General features: G+C 63.8%; 17 protein-coding genes and 1 tRNA gene. 11 read left to right on the forward strand and 7 right to left on the reverse strand.

What is annotated here, in order from left to right:
* The first annotated feature begins 50 nt into the window (after nucleotides 1–50).
* From RYZ20_RS06025 to RYZ20_RS06045, 5 genes are all read left to right on the forward strand, one after another.
* Nucleotides 51–479, forward strand: a complete 429-nt coding sequence (locus RYZ20_RS06025) for a DUF1178 family protein (RefSeq protein WP_317671434.1) — start codon at nucleotides 51–53, stop codon at nucleotides 477–479.
* A gap of 104 nt (nucleotides 480–583) precedes the next feature.
* The gene (locus tag RYZ20_RS06030) at nucleotides 584–2,548 is read left to right on the forward strand and encodes a heme lyase CcmF/NrfE family subunit (RefSeq protein WP_317671436.1); all 1,965 of its coding nucleotides are present in this window, start codon (nucleotides 584–586) and stop codon (nucleotides 2,546–2,548) included.
* 6 nt (nucleotides 2,549–2,554) lie between these two features.
* Nucleotides 2,555–3,010, forward strand: coding sequence for a cytochrome c-type biogenesis protein (locus tag RYZ20_RS06035; RefSeq protein ID WP_317671438.1), 456 nt, complete (start codon nucleotides 2,555–2,557; stop codon nucleotides 3,008–3,010).
* A gap of 82 nt (nucleotides 3,011–3,092) precedes the next feature.
* Complete coding sequence (locus RYZ20_RS06040) at nucleotides 3,093–3,869, forward strand: enoyl-CoA hydratase-related protein (RefSeq protein WP_317671440.1); 777 nt, start codon at nucleotides 3,093–3,095, stop codon at nucleotides 3,867–3,869.
* 45 nt (nucleotides 3,870–3,914) lie between these two features.
* Nucleotides 3,915–4,000, forward strand: a tRNA-Leu gene (locus RYZ20_RS06045).
* A 16-nt stretch (nucleotides 4,001–4,016) separates the two neighbouring features.
* Here the strand turns inward: RYZ20_RS06045 and RYZ20_RS06050 are convergent.
* The 4 genes from RYZ20_RS06050 to RYZ20_RS06065 form a co-directional block, all read right to left on the reverse strand.
* Entirely contained in the window at nucleotides 4,017–7,142 is a 3,126-nt protein-coding gene (locus tag RYZ20_RS06050; protein ID WP_317671442.1) for an efflux RND transporter permease subunit, read from the reverse strand.
* Complete coding sequence (locus tag RYZ20_RS06055; protein ID WP_317671444.1) at nucleotides 7,139–8,449, reverse strand: efflux RND transporter periplasmic adaptor subunit; 1,311 nt, start codon at nucleotides 8,447–8,449, stop codon at nucleotides 7,139–7,141. Before RYZ20_RS06055 ends, RYZ20_RS06050 begins: the two co-directional genes overlap by 4 nt.
* A 169-nt stretch (nucleotides 8,450–8,618) precedes the next feature.
* The gene (locus tag RYZ20_RS06060; protein WP_317671446.1) at nucleotides 8,619–9,929 is read right to left on the reverse strand and encodes an NAD(P)/FAD-dependent oxidoreductase; all 1,311 of its coding nucleotides are present in this window, start codon (nucleotides 9,927–9,929) and stop codon (nucleotides 8,619–8,621) included.
* Nucleotides 9,929–11,278 (reverse strand): glutamine synthetase family protein, encoded by a 1,350-nt coding sequence (locus RYZ20_RS06065; protein WP_317671448.1) that lies wholly within the window; start codon nucleotides 11,276–11,278, stop codon nucleotides 9,929–9,931. Before RYZ20_RS06065 ends, RYZ20_RS06060 begins: the two co-directional genes overlap by 1 nt.
* Nucleotides 11,279–11,334: 56 nt before the next feature.
* On the opposite strand from RYZ20_RS06065, the gene RYZ20_RS06070 reads away from it, so the two are divergent.
* From RYZ20_RS06070 to RYZ20_RS06095, 6 genes are all read left to right on the forward strand, one after another.
* Complete coding sequence (locus RYZ20_RS06070; protein ID WP_317671450.1) at nucleotides 11,335–12,069, forward strand: GntR family transcriptional regulator; 735 nt, start codon at nucleotides 11,335–11,337, stop codon at nucleotides 12,067–12,069.
* Between the two features lie 79 nt (nucleotides 12,070–12,148).
* Entirely contained in the window at nucleotides 12,149–13,936 is a 1,788-nt protein-coding gene (locus tag RYZ20_RS06075) for an ABC transporter transmembrane domain-containing protein (RefSeq protein WP_317671452.1), read from the forward strand.
* Between the two features lie 106 nt (nucleotides 13,937–14,042).
* Complete coding sequence (lysM, locus tag RYZ20_RS06080; RefSeq protein WP_317671454.1) at nucleotides 14,043–14,480, forward strand: peptidoglycan-binding protein LysM; 438 nt, start codon at nucleotides 14,043–14,045, stop codon at nucleotides 14,478–14,480.
* Nucleotides 14,481–14,672: 192 nt separating this feature from the next.
* Nucleotides 14,673–16,565: an acyl-CoA synthetase gene (locus RYZ20_RS06085; protein WP_317671456.1), complete on the forward strand. Its 1,893-nt coding sequence runs from the start codon at nucleotides 14,673–14,675 to the stop codon at nucleotides 16,563–16,565.
* 82 nt (nucleotides 16,566–16,647) lie between these two features.
* A complete protein-coding gene (locus RYZ20_RS06090) occupies nucleotides 16,648–17,049 on the forward strand; it encodes an META domain-containing protein (RefSeq protein ID WP_317671458.1) in 402 nt (133 codons plus the stop codon).
* Nucleotides 17,050–17,094: 45 nt separating this feature from the next.
* On the forward strand, nucleotides 17,095–17,829 hold the full coding sequence (locus RYZ20_RS06095; protein WP_317671460.1) for a rhomboid family intramembrane serine protease: 735 nt from the start codon (nucleotides 17,095–17,097) through the stop codon (nucleotides 17,827–17,829).
* Nucleotides 17,830–17,889: 60 nt separating this feature from the next.
* Here the strand turns inward: RYZ20_RS06095 and pheT are convergent, their stop codons facing one another.
* From pheT to pheS, 3 genes are read right to left on the reverse strand one after another with little or no spacing between them, the layout of a single operon-like run.
* Entirely contained in the window at nucleotides 17,890–20,298 is a 2,409-nt protein-coding gene (gene pheT, locus RYZ20_RS06100; protein WP_317671462.1) for a phenylalanine--tRNA ligase subunit beta, read from the reverse strand.
* Complete coding sequence (locus RYZ20_RS06105; protein WP_317671464.1) at nucleotides 20,295–20,759, reverse strand: hypothetical protein; 465 nt, start codon at nucleotides 20,757–20,759, stop codon at nucleotides 20,295–20,297. Before RYZ20_RS06105 ends, pheT begins: the two co-directional genes overlap by 4 nt.
* Nucleotides 20,759–21,832 (reverse strand): phenylalanine--tRNA ligase subunit alpha, encoded by a 1,074-nt coding sequence (pheS, locus tag RYZ20_RS06110; protein WP_317671466.1) that lies wholly within the window; start codon nucleotides 21,830–21,832, stop codon nucleotides 20,759–20,761. Before pheS ends, RYZ20_RS06105 begins: the two co-directional genes overlap by 1 nt.
* Nucleotides 21,833–21,881 lie beyond the last annotated feature (49 nt).

The raw sequence follows: 21,881 nt of genomic DNA on the forward strand, positions 1-21,881 counted from the left end.
TTCTGCCCCAAAGGCAATAGATCGAGACAGGGGAGAAACGGGCCGCAAAGATGATCCGCTACACGCTGAAATGTGACCAAGGACACCAGTTCGACAGCTGGTTCAAATCCGCCGAAAGCTATGACGCGCTTTTGGCGGGCAGGCAGGTCACATGCATCACTTGCGGCTCGGCGCAGATCGAAAAAGCCCTGATGGCGCCAAACGTGCGCCCCGCCCGCAAGGCGACAGCGGCGGAAACGCCCCTCACCACCCCCGAGACCAAAACCGAAGAAGCCCTCGCCGCGATGCGCCGCGAGATCGAGGAAAACTCGGATTACGTCGGTCTGAATTTCGCCTCCGAGGCGCGCAAGATGCACAGCGGCGATGCGCCCGAGCGCGCGATCCACGGCGAGGCCAAGCTTGAAGACGCCCGCGCGCTGCTGGAAGACGGCGTGCCGGTGATGCCGCTGCCCTTTGTGCCCAAGCGCCAGACGAACTAGCTCCGGTCACCTCCGCGTGAAGAATTGCGACATGGGGGCGCATCCGCCTTTCCCTTGACCGCTTGCCTCTCTATGATCCGCCCCGCGTACAGGAGGATTTCCGCATGATCGTCGAACTCGGCCATTTCGCCCTCGTTCTCGCCCTTTTTGTGGCGGTGGTGCAGGCTGTCGTCCCCATGATCGGGGCGCATAAAGGTTGGACCGGCTGGATGGCGGTTGGCGAACCGGCCGCTTCGGCGCAATTCCTGCTGATCGCCCTTTCCTTCGGCGCAGTGACATATGCCTTCGTCACCTCGGATTTCTCGCTGAGCCTTGTCTATGCGAACTCGCACACCGACAAGCCGATGCTTTACAAAGTGTCCGGTGTCTGGGGGAACCACGAAGGGTCGATGCTTTTGTGGGTGCTGATCCTGTCGCTGTTCGGGGCGGCGGCTGCGTGGTTCGGGGGCGCGCTGCCACCCAAACTGCGCGCGCGCGTGCTTTCGGTTCAGGCGCTGATCGGTGTCGCCTTCCTTGGCTTTATCCTGTTCACCTCGAACCCGTTTACGCGCCTTGTCGACCCGCCGTTCAACGGCTCGGGCCTGAACCCATTGCTGCAAGACCCCGGCCTCGCCTTCCACCCGCCTTTCCTGTATCTGGGCTATGTGGGGCTTTCGATGGCCTTCTCCTTTGCGGTAGCCGCGCTGATCGAAGGCCGCGTTGATGCTGCTTGGGCGCGTTGGGTCCGCCCGTGGACGCTGGCCGCGTGGATTTTCCTGACCATCGGCATCGCACTGGGTAGCTGGTGGGCCTATTACGAGCTTGGCTGGGGCGGCTTCTGGTTCTGGGATCCGGTCGAGAACGCCTCGTTTATGCCGTGGCTTCTGGCGGCGGCGTTGCTGCACTCGGCTATCGTCGTCGAAAAGCGCGAGGCGCTCAAAAGCTGGACGGTGCTGCTGGCGATCATGGCCTTCGGCTTCTCGTTGATCGGCACATTCATCGTGCGTTCGGGCGTGATTACCTCGGTCCACTCTTTCGCGAACGACCCCGAACGCGGGATTTTCATCCTTGGGATTCTGGCGCTGTTCGTCGGGGGGGCGCTGACGCTTTATGCCGCCCGCGCCACCGAGATGCAGGCCAAGGGCATCTTCTCGATGGTCAGCCGCGAAAGTGCGCTGGTGTTCAACAACATCCTTCTGGCCGTTGCCGCGCTTGTGGTGTTTGTCGGCACCGTCTGGCCCTTGGTGGCCGAGCTGTTCTGGGATCGCAAACTCTCGGTGGGCGCGCCGTTCTTTGAAAAAGCGGTGACGCCGTTCTTCGTTGCACTGGCGCTTTTGCTGCCGCTTGGCGCCACGATGCCGTGGAAGCGCGCGAATGTCGCGCGCACCTTCCGCCAGTTGCTTCCGGCGCTTTTGTTCGCGGCCGCCTGTGGCGGTCTGGCGTGGTCGCTTGAGACTGGCCGGTCGATCCTTGCGTTGGTCTCGGCCTTCCTTGGTGCGTGGCTGGTGTTTGGCACCTTGGCGGAACTCTGGGTCCGCGCGGCACGCAAGCCCGCGCGCCTTCTGCGCCTGCCGCGTGCCGACTGGGGTAAAGCCTTTGCACATGGCGGGCTTGGCGTGGTGTTCATCGGTATCGGCCTTTTGATGGCGGGCCAGATGGAGGACATCCGCGTCGCCAAAATCAACGAGCCTTTCACCGTCGCGGGCTACGAGATCACCCTCGACGCGGTGGACAAGGTCAAAGGCCCGAACTTCGATTCGACGACCGGCACGCTTTCGGTGCGCCGCGATGGCAAGCTTGTCACCGTGCTCCATCCCGAAAAGCGCACCTACCCCGTCGAGGCAATGCCCACCACCGAGGCCGACATCGACAACGGCTTCTTCCGCGACATCTATCTGGTGATCGGCGATCCGCAGGCAGGCGGCGGTTGGGCGGTGCGCACCTATATCAAGCCTTTCGCCAACTGGATTTGGGCGGGGTGTCTGATGATGGCGCTTGGGGGTCTGCTCTCGCTGACCGACCGTCGCTATCGCATCGCGGTCGGCGCACGCAAAACCCGCGTCGCCCCCACGGCCACCCCTGCGGAGTAATCGCGAATGTTGAAACGTCTGTCTCTGTGCGCCGCTCTTCTGGCCAGCCCCGTATTCGCGGTGCAACCCGACGAGGTTCTCAAAGACCCCACGCTTGAGGGCCGCGCGCGCGAAATCAGCCAGGTTCTGCGCTGCCCCGTCTGTCAGGGCGAGAACATCGACGAATCAAACGCCGAGGTGTCGCGCGATCTGCGGCTTCTGGTGCGCGAGCGTATTCTGGCGGGCGACGACAACTCGCAGGTCGTGGATTACATCACCGACCGTTACGGCGAATATGTGCTGTTCGAACCCGAGAAAACGGGCGCGAATCTGCTGCTGTGGTTCCTTGGGCCGGCAGCCCTTATCGTTATCGGCGCGGGTGCGATTGTCTATCTGCGCCGCCGTTCGAAAGAGGGCGATGCACAGATCGCCGCGCTCTCGGACGATGAGGCGAAGCGCCTGAAAGAGCTGCTGGACGAGTGATCGCGCCCGAATGACGCGCCGTTCCCCTTTCCCTGACCGGCGAAGGCGCTAATCTGACGCCAACAGGTGAAACGGAGGCAGCATGCCCTACAAGGTCATTCGATACGAGCTTAACGACGGTGTGGCGGTGATTACCCTCAACCGCCCCGACGTGATGAACGCGCTGAATACACAGATGCGCGCGGAACTTCTGGAGGCGATCAACCGTGCCAGCGCCGAAGCCCGCGTGCTGGTGCTGACGGGGGCGGGGCGCGCATTTTGCTCGGGGCAGGATCTGGGTGATGGGGCAGCCGCCGCCGGGCTCGATCTGGAGCGCGTGCTGCGCGACGAATACGAGCCGATGCTGAAAGCAATCTACAACGCGCCGATTCCGGTCATTTCGGCGGTAAACGGCCCCGCAGCGGGGGCTGGTGCGAACCTTGCCCTTGCGGCGGATGTGGTAATTGCCTCCGAGTCCGCGATCTTCATGCAGGCTTTTGCGCGGATCGGTCTGATGCCGGATGCGGGCGGCACCTATTGGCTGCCGCGTCAGGTGGGGTTTGCCCGCGCGATGGGGCTTGCGATGTTCACCGACAAGGTGACCGCGCGCGAGGCTGCCGACTGGGGCTTGATCTGGGAGGCCGTGGCGGATGTCGATTTCGATCACCACTGGCGCGCCCGCGCGGCCCATCTGGCCAAGGGGCCAACAGCCGCCTTCCGCGCAATCAAAGAGGCGATGCGCGCCAGCTATTCGAATACGCTGGAGGACCAGCTTGAACTGGAAGCCCAGCTACAGGGCAAGCTGGGTGCCAGCCATGATTTCCGCGAGGGCGTTCTGGCCTTTCTGGAAAAGCGCCCCGCGCAGTTCGAAGGGCGCTAAGCCATCTTGCCCCGCCGCGCCCGAGCCTGTAGCCAGTAAGCGGCTGCGGGCGTGGCGAAATGGTAGACGCATGGGACTTAAACTCCCTTGGGGGCAACCCCGTACCGGTTCGAGTCCGGTCGCCCGCACCACTCAACCCGCCGCCAGTCATGCCTCCCGTCCATTTCGGACGGTTCGGTCCGCGTGACCTGGCGGCTTGCGGGCCAGCCCGAGATCCGAGAGGATGACGTAAAGCGCGGGCAACACGAACAGCACCAGAACGGTTGACGCCAGAAGCCCGAACACCACCGAGATCACCAGCGGTTTCAGCGTCTGCGCCTGTGTCGAGGCTTCCGCCAACAGCGGTGCCATGCCAAGGATCGTCGTCGAGACCGACACGAAAATCGGGCGGAAGCGCGCGCGCACCGCCGCACCTGCCGCACGCGCGACCTCGGCGCCCTTGCCCATTTCGCGGCGGATCACCTCGACAAGCAGGATCGCGTTATTCACCACGATCCCCGCCAGCGAGGCCGCCCCCACAAGCGAGGGCATCGAGATGTTATACCCCATCGCAACATGCCCCCAGACCACACCCAAAAGCGCCAGCGGAATGGTAATCATCACGATGACCGGCTCGGTGTAGCTGCGGAACTGGAACGAGAGGATCAGGTAAACCCCGACGATCCCGATCAGAAAGCCGCGCAGGATCGACGCGACGGTCTCGGCGGAATTGGCGGCCTGCCCCGCGATGTCAAAGCCCAGCTTCGGGGTGCGCCCGGCCAGCGCGGGCAGGAAACCGTCGCGCATCTGCGCCGTGATCGCGTCGGCATTGCCGATCCGGCCATCGACATCGGCCTGCACCGTCAGGGTGCGCAGCCCGTCGCGACGGGTGATCGCGGACCAGCCCCGTGCCTCCTGTAGCTCAACCACGGTATCAAGCGGCACCGCCGTGCCATCGGGCAGCGCGATGGTGAAATCCTCCAGATCGGCGCGGGCGTCGCGATCCTGCCCCGAGAGTTGCACCAGAACCTCGAAGGGCAAATCGCCTTGCCGCACATCGGCCAGTTGCGTGCCCAGATAGGCGGCGCGCAACTGCCCCGCGACGGTCGCCGCCGTCAGCCCCAGCGTCCGCGCCCCCGGCGCAAGCTGCAACCGGATTTCCGGCTTGCCCGGACGCAGGTCCAGCGTCGCGTTGCGCACACCGACATAGCGCTCCAGCTCGGCCAGGGTTTCCTGCCCCGCGCGCTGCAACACATCCAGATCGGGGTGCGACAGCCGCAGTTCGACCGCGACACCCTGTGGGCCGATGCCCGGCTCGGTCAGGATCAGCGAGGACACCCCCGGCAAAGGCCCGATCTCGTCGCGCCACTGGCTTATCAGCTCGTCCAAGGTGGTCGTGCGGGTCTCGGCCGACAGAAGATCGGTCGCCACCGTCGCCACATGCGGGCCGGTTTCACCGGCAGAAAGGTTGCGCCCCATCTTGGTAATCGTGCGCAGAACCAAAGGCTGCCCGTCCGGCTGCGCGGGCGCAAGCCGGTCATTCACCCGCATCAGCGCCGCCTCGACCTGTGCCACCGCCAGTTCGGTGCGCTCCAGCGGCGTGCCAGCGGGCAGCATCAGCCGCGCCTCCAGCACATCGCCGTCGATTTCGGGCATGGCCTCGCGCTTGACGACACCGCCGCGCAGCGCGCCAACGGTCACGATCAGCGCCCCAACAGCCAGCCCCAGAACCAGCCAGCGAAACGCAATCGCACGATCCACCAGCCGCCCGACACCCCGCTCGCGCAGCCGCGCAAACCCCGCATCGAACGCCACGCGAAACCGCGAGGGCGCCGCATCCCCGCCGCGCAGCCCGCCTTTGAGGTGATGCGGCAGGATCAGGAACGCCTCGACAAGGCTGGCCGCCAGCGCCGAAAGCAGAACAAGCGGCAGCACCTCCAGCACCGTCCCAAGCTCGCCCGAGAGAAACGACAGCGGCAGGAACACCGACACCGTGGTCAGGAAGGACGACATCACACCGGGCGCCACCGCCAGCACCCCCTCCGAGACAGAGCGCACCGTCACCCCCTCATCGGCATGAGAGGCGATGGAATCCGACAGCACGATTGAATCGTCCATCACGATCCCGATCGCCATCAACAGCGCGACCAGCGTAATCATGTTCAGGCTCAGCCCCGTGATCGCCATCCACAAGAACGCGCCCAGAAACGCAACCGGAAGCCCCATCGCCGCCCAGATCGCGAAACCGGGGCGGAAAAACAGGCTCATCACGATCACCACCAGCACCAGCCCGACGACGCCGTTACGCACCAGCATCGCCAGCCGGTCGCGGATGATCGAGGTCACATCCTGCACCACCTCGACCTGCACGGTCCCGGGCAGGGTGGCGGCCTCTTGCGTGACCAGATCCTGCACCGAATCCAGCGCGCGCAGGGCGTCGGCCTCAAGCGGCTTGTGAACGTCCAGAAGCGCCGCGGGACGCCCGTTGATCCGCACACGGTCCTCGGCAGGTTCAAAGGTCTCGGTGATCTGCGCAACCTCGGCCAGCGTCAGCACGGCGCCATCGGGCAAGGTCAGCACCGGCAGCGCCGAAAGCGCCTCGACGCTGCGGGCCTCGGCGGTGAAACGCAGCGTCAGATCGGCCGACGGCGTTTCGATCCGCCCCGCCGGAAGGTCAAGGCTTTGCGCCCCGATGATCTGCGCCAGCCCCTCGGCGGTCTGCCCGTGCTGCGCCAGAACCGCGCGGTCAGGCAAGATCGACAGGGTGCGCGACCCAAGCCCCGAAGGCACCACGCGCGCCACCTCGGGCAGCGCCGAAAGCCGGTCGGACAAGCCATCGGCGTAAAGATCAAGCTGCGCTATCGGCAGATCGCCCGACACCGCCACCGAGGTCACAAGGTCCGAGCGGTGCAGCTCGCGCACGGTGGCCAGATCGGCGCGCGGGGGGAAGGTGTCAATCGCGGACACCTCGGTCCGAAGGCTGTTGATAAAGCGCAGCGCGTCGCCTTGCGGCTCCATCGTCGCCACCGCGCGCGCCAGATTGTCCTGCGCGACACAGTTCAGCGTCTCAAGGTTCTCGACCCCCTGCACCGCATCCCAAAGAGGCGCGCAAACGGCGGTCTCGACATCTGCCGCCGCCGCGCCACGATAAGGCACGGTGATCTCGGCCTCGACAGGGCGGAAATCGGGGAAGGTTTCGCGCAGCAATGTGGGCGCAGAAAAAGACCCCGCCGCCAGAAATACCAGCAGCAGAAGGTTGGCAGCAGTCGGGTGGCCGGTGAACCAGCGGATCATTGCGCGCCCCCATCAACCGCCACAGGCTGTAGCGCCATCCCCGGCAGCGCGGGCGCGATGGCATCCAGCACGACCTGTTCGCCCGCCGCAGCCCCTTCGCGCAGAACCACCAGCCCATCTTGCCGGAAGGCCGGAACCACAGCGCGCAGCTCCAGCCGGTTGTCTTTGGTCACAAGATACAGGCTCTCGCCATGAAGGGCCGCCTCGGGGGCCACAATCGCATCGGTCAAAAGCGCGCCTGTCAGCGCTACCTCGACCTGCATATTCGGAACCAGCGGCATCCGCGCGGGCGGATTGGCGCCGGAATAGGGGTTCTCGACCGTCACCACCACCGGCACGGTGCGCGCGCGCGGGTCCAGCGCCCCTTCGACACGGCTGACCGTTGCGGGCCAGCTTTGGCTCGGGTCAATCAGCAGGTGCAGCGACGCCGAGATGCGCTGCGACGGCCCCGCATCAATCGCCGCCAGCGTATCGGTGTTCGCGTCAAACGAGCCAAGCAAGCGCTGGAACGCGGGCAGCGGCACCTGCACCACCACCTCGGCGCCGTCGATCCCGTTCCCCTCGATCAGCAGTTGTCCCAGCGAGACCGACTGGTAAAGCTCGGCATTGACCGCGCCGACGCGCAGATCAAAGGGCGCGACCAGAACGGTATGATCCAGATCGCGCCGCGCGCGGGCGACACTGGCCTGAGTGCGGGCCTCTTGCGCGGCAAGGCGCGCAAGGCGCGGCGCGATCAGGTCAAGGGCGTTTTGCAATTCAGCCACGGTGCGACGGGATTGCAGCGCGGCTTTTTCCACCTCATCGGCGCGGGTCTTGGGGCTGACGCCCTGCGCCACAAGGTTGCGGACGCGCTCCAGATCGGCTTCGGCAAGGCGCAGGCGTTCGGCTTCCAGATCAAGCACGCGGCGGGTGTTGTCCCGCTCGGCCTCGATCTGGCCCGCCTCGGCGGCAAGCGAGGCCAGATCGGCCTCGCCCTGCGCAATCGCCAGTTGGTAATCCGACGGGTCGATTTTCAGAACCTCGGTGCCCGCCGAAATCAGCTTGCCCACATCCAGATCGGGGTGCCGCCAGACCACCTGCCCGCGCACCTCGGACACGGCAGCCCAGGTATTCGCGGCGCGCACGCTCCCCCATCCGCGCACAACGGGCGCGATGTCGCGCGCCTCGACGGTAGCCACGCGCACCGCCTGCCCCGGCCTAGCGCTTTCCTCTTGCGCCGGACCGGGGGCGGCCGAAATCAGATAGGCCGCCGCCGCAACCCCCAGAACCACGGGCGGCAGGGCGAGCAAAGCAGACAGGCGTGACATTCTTGTTCTCCGGGCATGGGCGGCCACGGGCCGCCTGCGTTTCATCCGATGGGCGTAGGACAAAACTAAGTGAGCAAACACTCACTTACAAGAGGATTGCGGCGGAAAGGCCAATCCCCCCGTGGCGCGCCACCTTTTGCGAAGCGCATCGAGGGGGTTACGCGCGATCTCACACGCCGAGTTTATCGCGCACGGCATACCACCACGAGCCGATGACCGAGTAAGGCACACGGAACATGCGACCACCGGGGAACGGTATCCACGGCAGATTCGCAAAGGTGTCGAAGCGTGTCAGATCGCCGTTGATGGCCTCGGAGAGGATACGCCCGAACGTATGACTGCCGGTCACGCCGTGACCTGAATACCCATGCGCGAAATAGGTATTCTGCCCGATCCGCCCCATCTGCGGCACCCGCGAGAACGAGAGCGCGAAATTGCCGCTCCACGCATAGTCGATCTCGGTGCCCTGAAGCTGCGGGAAAACCTTGTTCAGGTTTTTCCAAAGCTTCGCCTTGATGTCCTTGGGATCGGCACCGCCATAGACCGTGCCGCCGCCAAACAGCAGACGGTTGTCGGCGGACATACGGTAATAGTCGAGGATATAGCGCACATCCTCGATGCAGACATCCGAGGGCATCAGCTCGCGCGCAAGGGCTTCGCCCAAGGGTTTCGTCGCCATGATCTGCGTGGACACCGGCATCACCCGCCAGGTCAGCGTCGGCACCACATGGCCAAGATAGGCATTGCCGCACAGAACCAGCGTCTTGCAGGTAATCGTGCCGCCTTTGGTGCGCACCACAGGGCGCGCCGCCTCGGTATCGACCGAAGTCACAGGCGACATTTCAAAGATCGTTCCCCCCAGACGCTCAACCGCTGCCCCCTCGCCAAGCGCAAGGTTGAGCGGGTGCATATGCCCGCCCATATGGTCGATCATACCGCCCGCATAGAGATCCGAGTTCACATGCTCGCGCATCTGCTCGCGCGTCAGCATCTCCTGATTGGTCATGCCGAAGCCGCGCCAGAGCTTCCAGCGTTCCTCAAGGTCGCGCATATGCTTGGACGTCAGCGCCGCGAACACGTTGCCATGCTTCAGGTCGCACTGGATACCATAGGTTTTGACCCGCTCGCGGATGATCTCGCCACCCTCCAGCACAAGCCCCGCGACAAAGCGCGCGGTATCGTCGCCATACCGGCGCCCGATGGTTTCGAGGCTCGCGTTCAGGCCGTTGACGATCTGCCCGCCATTGCGCCCCGATGCGCCCCAGCCGATGCGAGCGCCCTCGACCACCGTCACCTTATAGCCTTTTTCGGCCAGATGCAGCGCAGTCGAAAGCCCCGAAAACCCTGCGCCAACGACGCAGACATCCGTCTCATGGTCACCCTGCAACTGCGCACGGAGCGGCGCCGGATTGGCCGAGGCCGCGTAATAGCTGCCGGTGTGGTTGCCGTTGCCTGCGTAGGGGTGCTGCATTGCGTTCATCAGACAGCCTCAAGGTAGGAGTGGTATTCGAATTCGGTCACATGACGGGTGAACCGGCGCAGCTCTTGCAGCTTGCACTGCACAAACATCCGCTTCAGACGCTTCGAATAGATCTGCTCGATATGCGGCCCCTTGCGGAATGCCTCGATTGCAGAGGCCCAGTCGGGCGGCAGGGTATCAAGGTCCATCGAATAGGCGTCGCCCTCGACCGGCGCGGGAGGCTCCCACTGGCCCTCGATGCCCAGAAGGGCGCCGCCAAGGATCGAGGCCAGCACCAGATAGGGGTTCGCATCCGCCCCCGCGACACGGTGTTCGATCCGGCGCGCCTTCTGACTGCCGCCGGGAATACGCACAGCCAGCGTCCGGTTTTCATAGCCCCAAGCCACCGAAGCCGGAGCATGGGCGCCGGGCAGCAGACGGCGGAACGAATTTTCATGCGGCGCAAAGACCAGCGCGTTTTCCTGCATCGTGCGGATCAACCCCGCAACCGCATGACGCATGATCTCGGTCCCCTCGGGGCCGCCATTGTCGAAAACATTGTTCCCCTCGGCATCGACCATCGAGAAATGCACATGCATCCCCGAGCCAGCCCGCTCACCATAGGGTTTCGCCATGAAGGTCGCGGCGAACCCGTGCTTGCGGGCCAGCCCGCGCACAAGGCGCTTGAACAGGATCGCATCATCAGCGGCGCGCAGCGGATCGTCCACATGCATCAGGTTGATTTCAAACTGCCCCGCGCCGTTTTCCGAAATCGCGGAATCCGCCGGAATACCCTGCGCGCGACAGGCATCGTAAACCTCGTTCAGAAAGGCGTCGAAATGCTGCAACTCGTCCAGCGACAGGGCGCCATCCGAATCGAGCCGCTTACCAGTGACAGGCGAGCGCGGCGGCTGCGGCACCGCTCCCGAAGGATCGACGATGTAGAATTCCAGCTCGGTTGCGACGACAGGCGTCAGCCCGTGCGCCTTGAACCGTTCGACCACCATCGCCAGCGCGCGGCGCGGGTCGCCGGTAAACGGCTCGCCGTTTTCCTGCCGCATCCAAAGCTGCGCAAAGGCCGCCGGGCGCGAAATCCAGTCGACGGGGCTAAGGTCACGGCCCGTGAAATCGCAAATCCCGTCGGCGTCACCGGTATCCCAGACCAGCTCGTTGCCCTCGATGTCCTCGCCCCAGATGTCCATACCCAGGAGCGACAGCGGCATCCGCAGCGCGCCTTCGACGATTTTATCGAGGTGATCCACCGGAACGCGCTTGCCGCGCATCACGCCATTCAGGTCGCAGATGCAGGCAAAGATCGTCTCGATCTCGGGGTTTTCCGCGAGCCAGCTTTCGACATCAGCCTCGTTCATGTGCATCTCCGGCGAATTTGTGATAGCATTTTGCTAAATGTGATAGCATATATTCCATGAGTCAACCAGCCCAACCGACACCGGATCACCCGCGCATGACGCAGCCCGCTATTCCCGAAATCCCTTTGACGGACTCCATGACCACGCAGGAGCACGCCTATCTGCGGCTGCGTAACGCGATCATGGTGGGGGCGCTGAAGCCCGGAACCGCGCTGACCTTTCGCGGCCTTGCGCAGCAGCTTGATCTTAGCCCGACCCCGATCCGCGAGGCGGTGCGCCAGCTAAGCACCGAGAACGCAATCGAGGTTCTGGGCAATCGTCGCCTGCGCGTGCCGGAACTGGGCACGGGGCGCTTTGACGAACTGGTCGCGCTGCGGATCACGCTCGAGACCCATGCCGCCCAACGCGCCTTCTCCTATCTGTCCGATGTCGCCATTCAGGAACTGACCGCCATTGATGACTTGATGGACGCGGCGGTGCGCGATCATGACCTCGACGGGCTGACGCGGCTCAACCACCGCTTCCACCGGCTGCTATATTGCCTGAACCCGCATCAGGCCGTGATGCCCCAGATCGAAAGCATCTGGCTCCAGCTTGGGCCGTTCCAGCGGCAGGTGATCGAGAATCTGAACACGATCTACACGGTGGACCATCACAAAGCGATGCTGGAGGCGATGCGCAACCACGATCCGGGTGCCCTGTGCGCCGCCATCGAGCGAGACATTCACGACGGCTCGATCCGGCTCGGGCGGCAAATCCTGAACGACGCGGCAACCTCTTCGCCCCGCTGACCTGCCCCGAGGTCGCAAGAATGTTGCTTGCCCCCTTGCGGATCAGCCCCTAAACCCCTTGGGCGAACACGGAGGCTTCATGGCACGCAGACCGCAAACCCAGCTCGAAGATCGGCCCACCACCAAGCGCATTGGCGCGCTGAAAGGGCTTGGCCCCTTTGTCGCCCCCTACAAGCTGCGCGCGCTGGCCGCGCTGGCGGCTCTGGTGCTGACCGCGTCGATCTCGCTTTTGCTGCCGATTGCGGTGCGCCGTGTCGTCAATGGTTTTAACGAAGGCGCGGCCCTACTGGACCAGTATTTCACCGCCGCGATGATCTTTGCGGGGCTGCTGGCGGTTGGCACGGGGGCGCGCTACTGGCTTGTCACGACCTTTGGCGAGCGCGTCGTCGCCGACATCCGCAAGGCGGTATTCGACCGCGTCATTTCCATGTCTCCCGCGTTTTTCGAGCGCATCCTGACTGGCGAGATCATCTCTCGCATCACGACCGACACGACGCTGATCCTGTCAGTCATCGGGTCATCCGTCTCGGTCGCGCTGCGCAATGTGCTTATCCTTTTCGGCGGCATGGCGATGCTTTTGGTCACCTCGGCCAAGCTGACGGGGCTTGTCCTGCTGATCGTGCCAGCGGTGGTGATCCCGATCGTGACGCTTGGCCGCCGCCTGCGCACGCTTTCGCGCGAGAACCAGGACTGGATCGCCTCGTCCTCCGGCTCCGCCTCCGAAGCGCTGTTGTCGGCGCAGACCGTGCAGGCCTTCACGCATGAGCCGCAGACCCGCGCGCATTTCTCGGAGGTGACGGAAAAGAGTTTCGACTCCGCCGCCCGCCGGATTTTCGTTCGTGCGATCATGACGATCATCGTGATCTTCCTTGTCTTTGCAGGCGTGATTTCCGTTCTCTGGATCGGCGCGCGCGATGTGCGCACCGGCGAAATGACCGTCGGTGATCTGGTGCAATTCGTGATCTATGCGGGCATGGTGGCAGGCTCTGTCGGCGCGCTTTCCGAAATTTGGGGCGAGTTGCAACGTGCGGCGGGCGCGACCGAACGTCTGGTCGAACTGCTTGCTGCCGAGGATCACGTCAAAGATCCGGCCCATCCCGTGCCGCTGCCGATGCCCGCGAAGGGTGGCATCCACTTCAAGGATGTGACCTTCCACTACCCCTCACGCCCCGAGGTTTCGGCGCTCGACAAGGTGACGCTGGACATCAAACCGGGCGAGACGATCGCCCTTGTCGGCCCCTCGGGCGCTGGCAAAACCACCGTTATCCAATTGATCCAGCGCTTCTGGGACCCTGAGTCCGGCACCGTCGAGATTGACGGCTACGATCTGCGCTCGCTCTCGCGCCATGACTTCCGCCGCGCGATTGCGCTGGTGCCGCAAGATCCGGTGATCTTTGCCGCCTCCGCGCGCGATAACATCCGCTTTGGCCGCCCCGAGGCGAGCGATGCCGATGTCGAGGCTGCCGCCCGCGCCGCCCATGCGCATGACTTCCTGTCCGCGCTGCCGCAAGGCTATGACACCTATGTCGGTGAACGCGGCGTCATGCTCTCGGGGGGGCAAAAGCAGCGTATCGCCATTGCCCGCGCCATCCTGCGCGACGCCCCGATCCTTCTGCTGGACGAGGCAACCTCGGCGCTGGATGCGGCCTCGGAACGCGAGGTTCAGGCCGCCGTTGACCAGCTTGCCCTGAGCCGCACCACGCTGATCGTCGCCCACCGCCTTGCCACCGTGAAAAAGGCCGACCGCATCGTCGTCTTCGAGGACGGCCGCGTCGTAGCCCAGGGCACCCACGACGAACTGGTCACGCAAGACGGGCTTTATGCGAAACTCGCGCGCCTGCAATTCACCGATGGCGCCCCCGCCTGACGGGGAACTATCGAAAGAATTTCTCCTTGTCCTTTGGATAGAGGGCAGGCACTCTCCGGCCCGACCGCCCCGGCAGGTGGGTGGAGTTTGCACAGGAGAGTATCACATGGGTTTGTGGAATTTCGTCAAGGACGCAGGCAAGTCGCTGTTCGGCGGCAAAGCCGAAGCCGCTGAAGCACCGAAAGAAGAAGTGCTCAAGGCCGAGCTGAAGGATCTGGGCCTTGATGCCTCGGGCGTCGAGCTGAAGGTCGAAGGCGACAAGGTTGTCGTGGCCGGCAAGGCGATCGACGCGGAAACCAAGGAAAAGATCATCCTTGCCGTTGGTAACGTCGATGGCGTGGCCTCGGTCGAGACCGAAGACGACGCCGATACGCAAGACGCGGTGTTCCACACCGTCGTCAAGGGCGACAACCTTTGGAAGATCGCCGAGAAGACCCTTGGCAACGGCGCCAAATACGAAATCATCTTCGAAGCCAACAAGCCGATGCTGACGCACCCCGATAAAATCTATCCCGGACAGGTTCTGCGCATTCCGAAGGCGTAATGGTTCAAGATGCGATAAAGGGCGCTTCGACACCGGAGCGCCCTTTTTGCTGCCCTCCTGACGCCGCGTCGACGCGCTGGTAACGTGACGTTCGCGGAAACGCACGGGCTTGCTCGGACGACGGCTTTGCACCATCCTCTCATAAATTGACCCGCGCGGAGGACACCAGGCGCGGGCGTTCGGGAGGATCACATGGACCAACGTTTTGCCAGCATAGAAGACCGCGACGCAGTCGAGGCCGAGATGCCGTGGGAAGCGCGCGACCGCGCCGCGACAATGTATGACTTCCTGACGCGCGCCCGCGACGCCCATGGCCCACGCCCCGCGCTGACATTCCAGATTTTCTCGGGTCCGAAAGACAAGGCCGAAACCCTGACCTGGTCGCAGCTTCATGCCCGCGTCACGCAGGCCGCCAATATGCTGCGCGCGATGGGGGTCGGCCCGGATGACACGGTCGCCTACCTGCTACCCAACAGCCTTGAGACCGCGATCACTCTTTTGGCGGGGGCGACCGCGGGGATCGTGAACCCGATCAACCCGCTTCTGGAGCCCGAACAGATTGCCGCGATCCTGCGCGAAACCAAGGCAAAGGTTCTGGTCACACTGAAAAGCTTTCCCAAATCGGATATTGCCCAGAAGGCGGCCGAGGCGGTCAAGCACGCGCCAAATGTGCAAGCCGTGCTTGAGGTCGATCTGAACCGCTACCTTACGCCGCCCAAAAGCCTGATCGTGCCATTCCTGCGCCCGAAAACCCATCTGCGCCACCACGCCGATATTTACAGCTTCAACGCCGAAGCCGCGAAAATGCCCGGCGACAAGCTGATGTTCGACGATCCGGCAGAGGACCGCGTGGCGGCCTATTTCCACACTGGCGGCACCACCGGAATGCCGAAAGTCGCGCAGCATAAATACTCGGGGATGATTTATAACGGCTGGCTTGGCGGGCGGCTGTTGTTCACCGAAGAAGATGTGATGATCTGCCCGCTGCCGCTGTTCCATGTGTTCGCGGCCTATCCGATCCTGATGTCCGCGATTGCGTCTGGCGCGCATGTCGTCTTCCCGACCCCCGCAGGCTATCGCGGCGATGGTGTCTTCGACAATTTCTGGAAACTTGTCGAGCGCTGGAAAGTGTCGTTCCTGATTACTGTGCCGACAGCGATTTCCGCGCTGATGCAGCGGCCGGTTGATGCAGATATTTCCTCGCTCAAAACCGCGATTTCCGGCTCGGCCCCCTTGCCGATCGAGCTTTACAACCGCTTCAAGGCCGCCACTGGCGTCGAGATTGCCGAAGGTTACGGCCTGACCGAAGCAACCTGCCTTGTCTCGGTCAACCCCGTTGACGGGCGCAAGAAGGTCGGCTCGGTCGGCATTGTGCTGCCCTATACCCATGTGCGCATCCTGCGCCAGACGCCCGAGGGTTTCATCGAATGCGGCACGGATGAGGTGGGCGAGATTTGCGTCGCCAACCCCGGCGTGTTCGAAGGCTCGACCTATACCGAGCCGGACAAAAACCACGATCTTTTCGCCGAGGACCGCTTCCTGCGCACGGGGGATCTGGGCCGCATTGATGGCGACGGCTATCTGTGGATCACCGGACGCGCCAAAGACCTGATTATTCGCGGCGGCCATAACATCGACCCCGCCGAGATCGAGGACGCGCTTTTGTCGCACCCCGCCGTTGCCTTCGCGGGCGCCATTGGCCAACCCGATAGTTTCGCGGGCGAGCTGCCCTGCGCCTATGTCGAACTGGTGGCGGGTGCCGAAGTGACTGTCGAAGAGCTTCTGAAACACGCCAAGCGCCATACCCACGAACGCGCGGCGGTTCCAAAGCACCTCGGGATCATGGACGAATTGCCCAAGACCGCTGTCGGCAAGATCTTCAAGCCCGAGCTGCGCAAACAGGCGATCAAGCGCGTGCTGGACGAGGCGCTGGCGGGCGCGGATATTCCCGCCCATGTGAGCGCGGTCGTCGAGGACAAGAAGCGCGGGCTTGTGGCGCAGATCGCCAGGGATGGCACCGTGGACGAGACCGCGCTTGGTCAGAAGCTGGGCGAGTTCACCGTTCCGTGGGACTGGGCTGCGTAAACCCTTCGCGAGCAGGGGCTTTGCCGCTTGCCCGCGGGCGCCCTGCCGTGATTGGCTCCCTTTGAGTAAAGAGGGGCCAATCATGCGTATTTTGATGTTGTTGGGTGTTATTCTGACCGTCGCGGGCTGCAAGGCAGAAACCACCGGCACGGCAGGCACCCTGGAAACGGGCGATCATTGGAGCGTTGTCGAAATTGCAGGCACCCCCGTTCCCGACGGGATTGCGGTCACGATTGACGTTCCCGAAGCAGGCGTGATCGCGGGGGCTTCAGGGTGCAACCGCTTCAATGGTCGCTTCGAGACCACAGGCGAGGCGATCCGTTTCGGCGCCTTGGCCGGAACCCGCATGATGTGCCCGCCCGAGCGGATGCAGGTCGAGCAGGCGTTCCATTCGCATATCGGGCGGGTGGAACGTGTCAGCATCATAAGCGACGAGTTGGTGATGTTCGAGGGCGAGACCCCCGTGATCCGCGCGCGCCGCTAGGCGATGCCCGCTTGACGCCCGCGCTACAATCACCACACTCGACCCATGTTTCCGATACGCGACCATAACCCCTCAAGCCGCACGCCCTATGTGACCTGGGCCTTGATCGCGGCGAATGTGCTGGTGTTTCTGATCACCTGGCCAGTTGGCACGAATTACACCTATCTCTGGTATCAGCTTGCGCTGCATCCCGATGCGGTCAGTCACGCGGCCGATCTGACGGGGCTTCTGACGCATATGTTCGTCCATGCGGGCTTTATGCATATCGCGGGGAATATGCTGTTTCTCTGGGTGTTTGGTGACAATCTTGAGGACCAGCTCGGGCACGGGCGGTTTCTGGCCTTCTACCTTGCGGGCGGGCTGGCGGCGGCCCTAGCACAGATCGCCTCTGATCCGGGCAGCACGGCTCCGATGGTCGGGGCGTCGGGGGCTATCGCGGGGGTCATGGGGGGCTATCTTCTGCTGTTTCCCAAAGCCCGCGTGGACGTGCTGTTCATCTTCCTGATCTTCTTCAAGATCCTCCCGATTCCGGCTTGGGTCGTTTTGGGCGTCTGGTTCGGCATCCAGCTTTTCAACGGGGTCAGCGCCGATCTGGGAGCGGGCGTCGCCTATTGGGCCCATGCGGGGGGCTTTGTCGCGGGGGCGCTGTTGGTGGTGCCGTTGTGGCTGCGCTTGGGGGGTGCGATGTTCTGGGGCCAGACGCATGGCCAGCCGCCCCACCCCGCCACGCACTATGCGCGCACGACCATCCCCGTCGTGCCGCGCCGCAAACGGTTCTAGAGCCAACAAAAAGGCCTTCCCCTTTCGGGGAAGGCCCATATCGTCGCAAAGGGTGCGCGCTTAGCTGCGCAGCGTGCCGCCCGTCGCCTTGGTGACTTTGTCGATGATCTTGGCGGAAACCGCCTCGATCTCGGTGTCTTTCAGCGTCTTGTCGCGAGGCTGCAACCGCACGCTCAGCGCGATCGACTTCTTGCCCGCCCCCATCTGCTCTTCGGCCTTGGCGCCGGTGAACTGGTCAAAGACCGATACGGACTCGATCAGCGCCTTATCGGCCCCAAGCGCGGCATTCACGGCTTTCAGAACCTCGACGTTCTTGTCCACCACGAACGCGAAATCGCGCTCGACCGCTTGCAGGTCCGAAATGTCCAGCGCCGCGCGGGTCGCGCCTTTCTTCTTCGGGAAGGGCACGGATTCAACCCAGATGGTAAAGGCAACCGCCGGACCCTTGACGCCCATCTCGCGTAGCACCTTCGGGTGCACCTCGCCAAAGGTCGCCAGCGCATTCGGCCCAAGCGCCACCTTGCCCGAGCGGCCCGGATGCCACCAGCCCGCCACATCGCGGTTCACCTGCGCGCGCGCGGGCGCACCGATGGCGGCCAGCACGGCCTCGGCATCGGCCTTGGCATCGAACAGGTCAACCGGACGGCGCGAACCCCACGGGTCGCGCGGTGCGCTTTGGCCAACCAAAAGCCCCGCTGCCTGAATGTGCTGATCGCCCGGCTCACCGCCGGTGAAGGCGGGCCCCACCTCGAACAGCGCCAGATCGGCAAAGCCGCGCGCCTGATTGCGTGCCGCCGCCTGCAAGAGGCCCGGCAGCAGGTCGGGGCGCAGATGCGTCATCTCCGAGCTGATCGGGTTATCGACGCGCGTCGCATTCTCGCCACCACCGAACAGCGCGGCCGAGGCCTCGTCGATGAAGGAATAGGTCACGCATTCGTTGTAGCCGAGCGCCGCGATGGTCCGGCGCGCGGTTTTCTCGCGCACCTGCATCGGCGTCAGGATCGCCTTTGGCACGCCAACGGTTTCACGTGCCAGCGGCTTGCCGACAAGCTTGGTCAGAGAGGCCACACGGGCGACCTCTTCGACCAGATCGGCCTCCCCCAGAACGTCGGGACGCCAGCTTGGCGCGGTCGCCATGTCACCGTTCAGCGCAAAGCCCAATGCCTCCAGCGTCGCACGCTGCTCATCCGCCGGAATATCCATGCCGACAAGGCTGCTGACGCGGGCCGGGTCCAGACGGTAGGCGCGGGTCGTATCCGGCACAGCGCCATCCATCACTACTGCCGAGGCTTCACCGCCGCACAGGTCCAGCACCATCTGCGTGGCCAGCTCCAGCCCCGGAAGGGTGAAGGCCGGGTCCACGCCACGTTCGAACCGGTAGCGCGCATCCGAATTGATCTTCAGCGCACGGCCCGTCGCAGCAATGGTGATCGGGTCCCAATAGGCGCTTTCAAGGAACACATCGACGGTATCCTCGGTGCAGCCCGAATGCTCGCCGCCCATGATGCCAGCAAGGCTTTCGACGCCATTGTCATCGATGATCGCCATCTGGCCCTGGCCCAGCGTGTAGGTCTTGTCGTCCAGCGCAAGGAACTCTTCGCCGCCCTGCGCGGGCACGATGCGCAGGTTGCCCGCGACCTTGGCCGCATCAAAGACGTGCAGCGGGCGGTTCAGGTCAAAGGTGAAGAAGTTGGTAATATCGACCAGCGCCGAGATCGGACGCAGGCCAATCGCCTCCAGCCGCTTTTGCAACCACTCGGGGCTGGGGCCGTTCTTCACGCCGCGGATCAGGCGGCCAGCAAACAGCGGGCAACCCTTTTCCTTAAGGCTCGCGTCGATTTCCACCTTGATCGGGCTGTCAAACCCGCCCGGCACCGCCTCGACCTCCAGCGGTTTCAGCCGCCCAAGGCCACGCGCCGCGAGGTCACGCGCCACACCGCGCACGCCAAGCGCATCGGGGCGGTTCGGCGTGATGGCGATGTCGATCACGGGGTCCACGGTCTCGGGACGGTTTTCCGCCAGCCAGTCCGAGAACTTCTGCCCGATCTCGCCCGAGGGCAGTTCGATAATGCCGTTATGCTCGTCCGACAGCTCCAGCTCGCGCTCGGAGCACATCATGCCGTGGCTTTCCAGCCCACGGATTTTGCCAACAGACAGCGTCACGTCGATGCCCGGCACATAATCGCCCGGTTTTGCCAGAACGACGGTGATCCCCTCGCGCGCGTTGGGCGCACCGCAAACGATCTGCTTTTCACCCTCGTCGGTCATCACGCGGCACACGCGCAGACGGTCCGCATCGGGGTGCTGTTCGGCATGGATAACCTTGGCCAGCGTAAAGCCGCCCAGTTTTTCCAGCGGGTTGATCGCCTCTTCGACCTCAAGCCCGAGATCGGTCAGCGCATAAAGGATCTCGTCGAGGGAAGCCTCGGTATCGAGATGGTCTTTCAGCCAGGAGAGGGTGAATTTCATTTCTTGCCTCGTATTTGGGTAAAGACCCAGTAGATTGCGCCTACAGCCAACGGCGGGAAAATCAGCAGCTTAGCGAGCAACGCCGCACGATCTCCTCGCAGGCGGTTAAGACCTGAGTAAAATGGGTCTGGTTCAAACACCCAGATAAAGGCGAGAACCAACACAGCCCACGCAATTGGCCCCGCGATAAAGGCTCTCGCTGCAACAGAGCCCCCCCACAGCCCTCTCACGTCTGACGCAATCGGCCCGCCAGAATCAAGAACAAATGGCCCGAACTTCCATCCGTAAAACCCACCGATCAGTGGAAGAAATAACACGAAGATCGGCGCCCTGAAACGAACATGATCGGCGTCAAACAGATACATGACGCCTTGAAGCACAAACCACAGGGCCACAACCATTAGGGCGCCGAGGGCGGCACCCAAAATCAGGCCGATCAAGTGTTTGGCTACGGCGGCCATTACTTACTCAACCCCCCGAACACTGTCGGCAGATCAAGGGCGGCAAAGCCATAGTGGCGCAGCCAGCGCAGGTCGGAATCGAAGAACGCGCGCAGGTCGGGGATGCCGTATTTCAGCATCGCCAGACGGTCGATCCCGATGCCGAAGGCAAAGCCCTGCCATTCGTTCGGGTCGATGCCCGCGGCCTCAAGCACCTTGGGGTGCACCATGCCCGAGCCAAGGATCTCCATCCAGTCCTTGCCCTCGCCAATTTTCAGCTGGCCGCCCTCCCACGAGCAGCGGATGTCGACCTCGGCCGACGGCTCGGTGAAGGGGAAGTGCGAGGCGCGGAAGCGCAGCTCGACCTCGTCGACCTCGAAGAAGGCTTTGCAGAACTCTTCCAGCACCCATTTCAGGTTCGCCATCGAGATGTCTTTGCCAAGCGCCAGACCCTCGACCTGATGGAACATCGGCGTGTGGGTCTGGTCCATGTCCATGCGATACACACGGCCCGGCGCGATCACGCGGATCGGCGCGCCTTGCTTTTGCATCGCGCGGATCTGCACCGGCGAGGTATGGGTGCGCAGCACATGCGGCGGGCGCGGGTCTGCGGCGTCGCGGTTCATGAAGAACGTGTCATGCTCTTGCCGCGCGGGGTGTTCGGGCGCGATGTTGAGCGCGTCGAAGTTATACCAGTCGCTTTCAACCTGCGGCCCCTCGGCCACGGCGAAGCCCATGTCAGCGAAGATCGCGGTGACCTCGTCCATGACTTGGCTGACCGGGTGGATCGTGCCCTGGCGGCGCGGGCGCGCGGGCAGGGTCACGTCCAGCCACTCGTCGCGCAGACGCGCATCAAGGGCGGCATCGGCCAGCGCGGTTTTCTTGGCGCGCAGGGCAGCGTCGATCTCGTCCTTCAGCACGTTCAGCGATTTGCCGACGGTCTGGCGCTCTTCCGGGGTCATCTTCCCCAGCTCGCGCATTTTCAGACTGATCTCGCCCTTCTTGCCAAGCGCGGCAAGGCGGACTTCTTCGAGCGCGGCCTCGTCGGCCACAGCATCAATGGCGGAAAGGAATTTGTTGCGCAGCGCGTCCATGTGTCATCCTCGATCTGTTGCGCTTGGGTTAGCCGCCAGCCACAGGCTT

The sequence above is a fragment of the Pseudothioclava alba genome, from assembly GCF_033100795.1.
Classification (GTDB): domain Bacteria; phylum Pseudomonadota; class Alphaproteobacteria; order Rhodobacterales; family Rhodobacteraceae; genus Pseudothioclava.

What these genes read in the sequence shown, in the direction of transcription:
- RYZ20_RS06030 (WP_317671436.1), top strand. Translation starts at nt 584, where the DNA reads ATGATCGTCGAACTCGGCCATTTCGCCCTCGTTCTCGCCCTTTTTGTG.
- RYZ20_RS06070 (WP_317671450.1), top strand. Translation starts at nt 11,335, where the DNA reads ATGAGTCAACCAGCCCAACCGACACCGGATCACCCGCGCATGACGCAG.
- RYZ20_RS06025 (WP_317671434.1), top strand. Translation starts at nt 51, where the DNA reads ATGATCCGCTACACGCTGAAATGTGACCAAGGACACCAGTTCGACAGC.
- RYZ20_RS06105 (WP_317671464.1), bottom strand. Translation starts at nt 20,759, where the DNA reads ATGGCCGCCGTAGCCAAACACTTGATCGGCCTGATTTTGGGTGCCGCC.
- RYZ20_RS06075 (WP_317671452.1), top strand. Translation starts at nt 12,149, where the DNA reads ATGGCACGCAGACCGCAAACCCAGCTCGAAGATCGGCCCACCACCAAG.
- RYZ20_RS06095 (WP_317671460.1), top strand. Translation starts at nt 17,095, where the DNA reads ATGTTTCCGATACGCGACCATAACCCCTCAAGCCGCACGCCCTATGTG.
- lysM (WP_317671454.1), top strand. Translation starts at nt 14,043, where the DNA reads ATGGGTTTGTGGAATTTCGTCAAGGACGCAGGCAAGTCGCTGTTCGGC.
- pheT (WP_317671462.1), bottom strand. Translation starts at nt 20,298, where the DNA reads ATGAAATTCACCCTCTCCTGGCTGAAAGACCATCTCGATACCGAGGCT.
- RYZ20_RS06055 (WP_317671444.1), bottom strand. Translation starts at nt 8,449, where the DNA reads ATGTCACGCCTGTCTGCTTTGCTCGCCCTGCCGCCCGTGGTTCTGGGG.
- RYZ20_RS06040 (WP_317671440.1), top strand. Translation starts at nt 3,093, where the DNA reads ATGCCCTACAAGGTCATTCGATACGAGCTTAACGACGGTGTGGCGGTG.
- RYZ20_RS06085 (WP_317671456.1), top strand. Translation starts at nt 14,673, where the DNA reads ATGGACCAACGTTTTGCCAGCATAGAAGACCGCGACGCAGTCGAGGCC.
- RYZ20_RS06060 (WP_317671446.1), bottom strand. Translation starts at nt 9,929, where the DNA reads ATGAACGCAATGCAGCACCCCTACGCAGGCAACGGCAACCACACCGGC.
- pheS (WP_317671466.1), bottom strand. Translation starts at nt 21,832, where the DNA reads ATGGACGCGCTGCGCAACAAATTCCTTTCCGCCATTGATGCTGTGGCC.
- RYZ20_RS06050 (WP_317671442.1), bottom strand. Translation starts at nt 7,142, where the DNA reads ATGATCCGCTGGTTCACCGGCCACCCGACTGCTGCCAACCTTCTGCTG.
- RYZ20_RS06065 (WP_317671448.1), bottom strand. Translation starts at nt 11,278, where the DNA reads ATGAACGAGGCTGATGTCGAAAGCTGGCTCGCGGAAAACCCCGAGATC.
- RYZ20_RS06090 (WP_317671458.1), top strand. Translation starts at nt 16,648, where the DNA reads ATGCGTATTTTGATGTTGTTGGGTGTTATTCTGACCGTCGCGGGCTGC.
- RYZ20_RS06035 (WP_317671438.1), top strand. Translation starts at nt 2,555, where the DNA reads ATGTTGAAACGTCTGTCTCTGTGCGCCGCTCTTCTGGCCAGCCCCGTA.